A 4726-nucleotide genomic window follows, 5' to 3' on the forward strand; every position below is an offset into this window, starting at 1 on the left:
CCTCAATCTAATCAACTGTAATAAACCAATTCTCAATTATCAGATCCTCAAAATCCTGAAAATCTGCCATATTGTTTGTTACTAAAATCAAGTCATTGCAGAACGCAATACTCGCAATTTGTCCATCAATAAAAGCAGGTGTTTTACCAATTTTTGATAATCTAGCCCTTTCCTGTGCGTGCCATTTTGCAGCTTTGAGATCATAATCAAACACAGGCAAATCTAACACAGAATCTTGAATGTATTTCCATAAAGAATCCTTGCGTTTAGATGCTGGTAAACGCCAACAGCCATAAAGGATTTCATGAACAACAAGACTTGCTACTGCTACTTCTGAACGATAGCGATTTAATTGATCTAAAACCTGAGTATTGGGAATTGGCCGACTCGGTTCTGAGATAATATTAGAGTCTAGTAAAAAGCGAACTGTCATAAATCAATCTCGCGTCCTGGACTACGATCTCTAAGATTTGCAAAATCTTCATCTGTAAATTCAATTCCTTCTCTTTCAATTGTTTCTCGAAACCTTAAAACCCCTTCCCAAAAGCTATCTCCTTTATTCTGTAATGGTTTTTCCTGTACTTGTTCTTTTATTTGTGACAGTTTATGTTTGAGAAATTGAATAAAATCTAAAACTTCCTGTTGTTTATCGGTTGGTAACTCTCGCAGGTTTTCTAAAACTGCTTGTTCAATGGTCATAGTTTCACCTCTACTACTAGGCTATTATTCTAATATAAATGACATCAGCATTAATTTTTATTTTCTTCTTCATTTTTGAGATCAATTCCTAAATTTTCCAATTGTTGATTTATCCAATCTGTAGCTGTTGCTTCATTGGTTTTAATGGCTTTTTCTACTCCTTAATATTAAAAAGGATTATCATCAATTTCTTGTTTTTGCCGCAAATATTCCCAAGTTTCCGTTTGTTCTTCTTGTTCTCCTTCTTCTAACCACTCTTTGGTTAATTCTTTGAGTAATTGATGTTGTTGATTTAAAACTTGTTGTTGTGCGTCTATTTCTAGCTGAGAATGGTTAAAAATCTCAGGTTTAAAAGTAAAACTTTCTCGAAATACTCGCATTATTTGTAGGAGATTTGGCCAATATTCTTTAGGTGTTACTTGAATTTCTCGTAAAACTTCTATGAGATGATTTTCTTTGGTAGTGTTACTTAATTCTGGTTTATTGATTAAATCGGATTGAGACATAATTATTTATTCCTCATAATGTTGATAAAGCGTAATTAGTCATGGGAATCCTATCTTTATATTATGACAAAATCTGCCGTGTCTGCCGTGATAGTAAGCTGTTAGATTGATCAGGGAAAATATATATAAATATTATACAACAGGAAATTAACTAATGATGCTTTTGATATCAATTCCTAATATTGCCAATTGCTGGCAAGTCTTCTGAACTCATGTATTCGCCTTGTTTTAGATTTAAAACCTTATCCATGATATTTACAGTTTGAAGATCAGCTTTCTCCATTTATTCTACCTCCTCAAATGTGGTGCAACTTCATATATAGTATTTAGCAAGTTTGAAAGAGACTCATCCTGTTGAGTAGCAAGCTTAATAACTTCAAGAGCTTTTTGACTTTGTGGTATATTTTCGGATAAATCAGATTCATTGATACCATAATAAAACAGGACTGTTTTGAATTGGAATGGTAAGCGGCTTTTCGTTCCGTCGTGTCAGCTTCCCATTCCGCAGAACCTATACCAAAGGGAAGACTAATAGATACTTTTTTTAATTTTGCGGGATCATGCTTGGGCATAAAAAGCAACGTTAATAAAATCAGTAATTTGTTAAGGGACTTCCAAATAAAAAATACTCAACCACCTAACACAAAAATCTCTCAAACCCTTATTCCTCTGTGTCCTCTGCGCCTCTGTGGTTCGTTAATCAGGATAATTTATTTCTTGGAAGTCCCTAAATCTAATTATATTGTCTTTTTAGGCATCCTAGCCCTAAAATTTGGAATAAAGACCAAATATTCTGGCAATTACCACCCAGGGCTATTTCGTTCTAGATACAACCCGTAATCCACCTTTTTATTAATAAAAAATCTTAATTAAATCAAATCTAAACTTACCCTATCTTCACCATAATTAGCAACTAAAACAAACAACTTCAACCATCGATAACCCAGTAAAATTTCCTGAATTTCATCTCCAGCAAATACAGGAATTTCCCACTCTTGACCATCTATAATTACCCTACCATGATAAACATCAAAATCAGTTTCTCCTTGAGCAGTTCTTAATTTATTCTGACGTAAAAAAGGCCAATCAAGACTTTGTACATCTTGTTTATTCATGGCTAAATATTCAGTAAATCCTGTGTCTAACATTGTTTCTACAGGAAAACTGAAATTATCTCCATCAATTAAATCAATTTCCAAATAAATTTGACCTTTATCTCCAAATCTACCCTCAATCATATTCTGCCACTAACTCCCGTTTCATTAATGCCATAAATATGATGAATGACATGAGGATACTTTTCTCTGGCCATTTTACTAGCTACCTCTTGATCCTGATCAATAAAATAATCCCCGCTATCAGGTTCAATAGCAATATACCAACCATAGTATTTATCGAGTATTTCCGGTTTTAACCGCTCAAAAATTACCCAACAACGATCAGAAAAAGCCTGTCTTCTGGCTTTTTCCTGAGCTTTTTGTTCTTGGGTCCACTGAATTTCGGGAAACACTCGACCACGACGGACAACCCTTTGCGGTGTAGATTTTGTCATGATTAATCACCTGATTAAAGTGTATTGTCTATTTTAACCTAAAAAACGACTATATTGATTAATAGTGCGATTTGCATCAGTACGGTATAATAACAAAAAATCTAGATGATAATTTTTTGTTTTGTGTCATTTGGCTAGTGTAATTTAAGTAGGTCAACACAATCAAATCAAACTGTGTCAAGAAAAGTAAAACCACTGAAAACTTCTTCACCCTTACCTCTTACCTAGTGCTATAACGACAATTTTTAACGTTAACCTACTTAACTTTTAATTGCAATTATGTGGACCGAATTAACAAAAGCGATCGCTAATTTGAATATACCAGCCGATTGGGTAGGAATTAGAGCCGTTAAAACAACTTCTGCACACCATTATGTGCGTGATGGTTTACCTCAAAGCAATGGTAAATCATTGAATATGGGAGCAATGATAGAAGTGATGGTTGATGGCTGTTTAGGTTATGCTGCTACTAATTCCTTAAATATTTCTAGTTTACAAAATGCTGCCAAAATCGCCTATAAACAAGCATTAGCAGCTAGAAAATGGTGGATATATCCAATTAGTGAAAATATCCGTCCTCAAGTAGTTGGTGAATATCAATCACCATATTTAGAACCATTTAATACTATTAGTCCTGGAGAAATAAATAATTTACTAATTAGGATTTGTCAGGGACTAAAAATTAACGATAAAATCGTGCAAACAACAGCCAGAACCAGTACACATCAAAAAGAAACCTGGTTTGTCAGTAGCAACGGTTCAGAAATATATCAAAAAATTCTCACGTTGGGAAATCATTTTAGCGCCATAGCCCAAGATGGAGAAATCGTCCAACAACGCACTAACAATGGACAAGAAGCCAACTATTATCAAGGAGGTTGGGAACTCTTCCAAGAAGATAACTTATGGCATCAAGTCCAAAAAGTTGGAGAAGAAGCCTTAGAATTATTAACAGCAGCAGAATGTCCAAATACCCGGACTAACTTAGTTTTAGCACCAGACCAAATGATGCTACAAATTCATGAAAGTATCGGACATCCTTTAGAAATTGATCGCATTTTAGGAGATGAACGCAACTATGCTGGGGGTAGCTTTGTTACCAAAGATGATTTTGGTAAATTAGAATATGGTTCACCTTTGCTGAATATTACCTTTGATCCTACAGTAACAGGTGAATTTGCCAGTTATGGTTTTGATGATACTGGTGCAATAGCCACCAAAGAATATATCATTAAAAATGGGATTTTGCAAAGAGGTTTAGGCAGTTTAGAAAGTCAAACCAGAGCAAATTTACCAGGTGTTGCTTGTGCGCGGGCTTGTTCCTGGAATCGTCCTCCTATAGATAGAATGGCTAACTTGAATTTAGAACCAGGAAACGCCACCTTTGAGGAAATTATCGCCGGCATAGAACATGGTATTTACATGGAATCTAACCGTTCTTGGTCAATAGATGATCAACGTTATAAATTTCAATTTGGTTGCGAATATGCCAAATTAATTGAAAACGGTAAATTGACAAAAACCTTGCGAAATCCTAACTATCGCGCCACTACTCCAGAATTTTGGCATAGTTTAATTCAAGTTGGAGATAATAGCAATTGGCAAATTTATGGAGCGCCTCATTGCGGTAAAGGAGAACCAAATCAAATGATTTTTGTAGGACATGGTTCACCAGTTTGTGCATTTGCAAATGTGGAAGTTTTTGGTGGTGGTTGACGAATTATATTTTGTCCTATCTCTCTTAAATATTCCCTGGAGTATTGGCAAAAGTTTAATTAATTGCTACAATAAAAAAGTAACTACTTGATGCTATATCAATATGATCATTGCTCAAGAATTAGAATCACAACAAGACATCTCCGCAGATGTAATATTTCCCCCAAGTGATTTATATAGTGATGAACCGACCGTGGAAACAGAACTACATCTAGAGCAAATTATGCTCTTAATCAAATGTCTCAAATGGTTA

6 protein-coding genes and 1 pseudogene are annotated in these 4726 nt (G+C 34.8%); 2 read left to right on the forward strand and 5 right to left on the reverse strand.

Annotated elements, in window-relative coordinates; genetic code table 11:
• Positions 1–7: 7 nt before the first annotated feature.
• From ACIR131C_RS0102210 to ACIR131C_RS0102235, 5 genes are all read right to left on the reverse strand, one after another.
• The gene (locus ACIR131C_RS0102210) at positions 8–433 is read right to left on the reverse strand and encodes a type II toxin-antitoxin system VapC family toxin (protein WP_028088893.1); all 426 of its coding nucleotides are present in this window, start codon (positions 431–433) and stop codon (positions 8–10) included.
• The gene (locus ACIR131C_RS0102215; RefSeq protein WP_028084968.1) at positions 430–699 is read right to left on the reverse strand and encodes a DUF2281 domain-containing protein; all 270 of its coding nucleotides are present in this window, start codon (positions 697–699) and stop codon (positions 430–432) included. The genes ACIR131C_RS0102210 and ACIR131C_RS0102215 overlap by 4 nt, the downstream gene beginning before the upstream one ends.
• 167 nt (positions 700–866) lie before the next feature.
• Positions 867–1205, reverse strand: coding sequence for a hypothetical protein (locus ACIR131C_RS0102220; RefSeq protein WP_028088894.1), 339 nt, complete (start codon positions 1203–1205; stop codon positions 867–869).
• An 869-nt stretch (positions 1206–2074) separates the two neighbouring features.
• Positions 2075–2443: a hypothetical protein gene (locus ACIR131C_RS0102230; protein WP_028088895.1), complete on the reverse strand. Its 369-nt coding sequence runs from the start codon at positions 2441–2443 to the stop codon at positions 2075–2077.
• Positions 2440–2757 carry a hypothetical protein gene (locus ACIR131C_RS0102235; RefSeq protein WP_028084971.1) on the reverse strand — a complete coding sequence of 106 codons (318 nt, stop codon included), beginning with the start codon at positions 2755–2757 and terminating at the stop codon, positions 2440–2442. The genes ACIR131C_RS0102230 and ACIR131C_RS0102235 overlap by 4 nt, the downstream gene beginning before the upstream one ends.
• Before the next feature lie 279 nt (positions 2758–3036).
• On the opposite strand from ACIR131C_RS0102235, the gene ACIR131C_RS0102240 reads away from it, so the two are divergent.
• Both ACIR131C_RS0102240 and ACIR131C_RS26535 read left to right on the forward strand, forming a co-directional pair.
• Positions 3037–4473 (forward strand): TldD/PmbA family protein, encoded by a 1437-nt coding sequence (locus tag ACIR131C_RS0102240; protein WP_028088896.1) that lies wholly within the window; start codon positions 3037–3039, stop codon positions 4471–4473.
• 103 nt (positions 4474–4576) lie between these two features.
• Positions 4577–4726 (forward strand): annotated as a pseudogene (locus tag ACIR131C_RS26535) (Uma2 family endonuclease); the annotation flags it as partial.

Origin of the sequence: Dolichospermum circinale AWQC131C (assembly GCF_000426905.1) — a bacterium.
Lineage (GTDB): Bacteria > Cyanobacteriota > Cyanobacteriia > Cyanobacteriales > Nostocaceae > Dolichospermum > Dolichospermum circinale.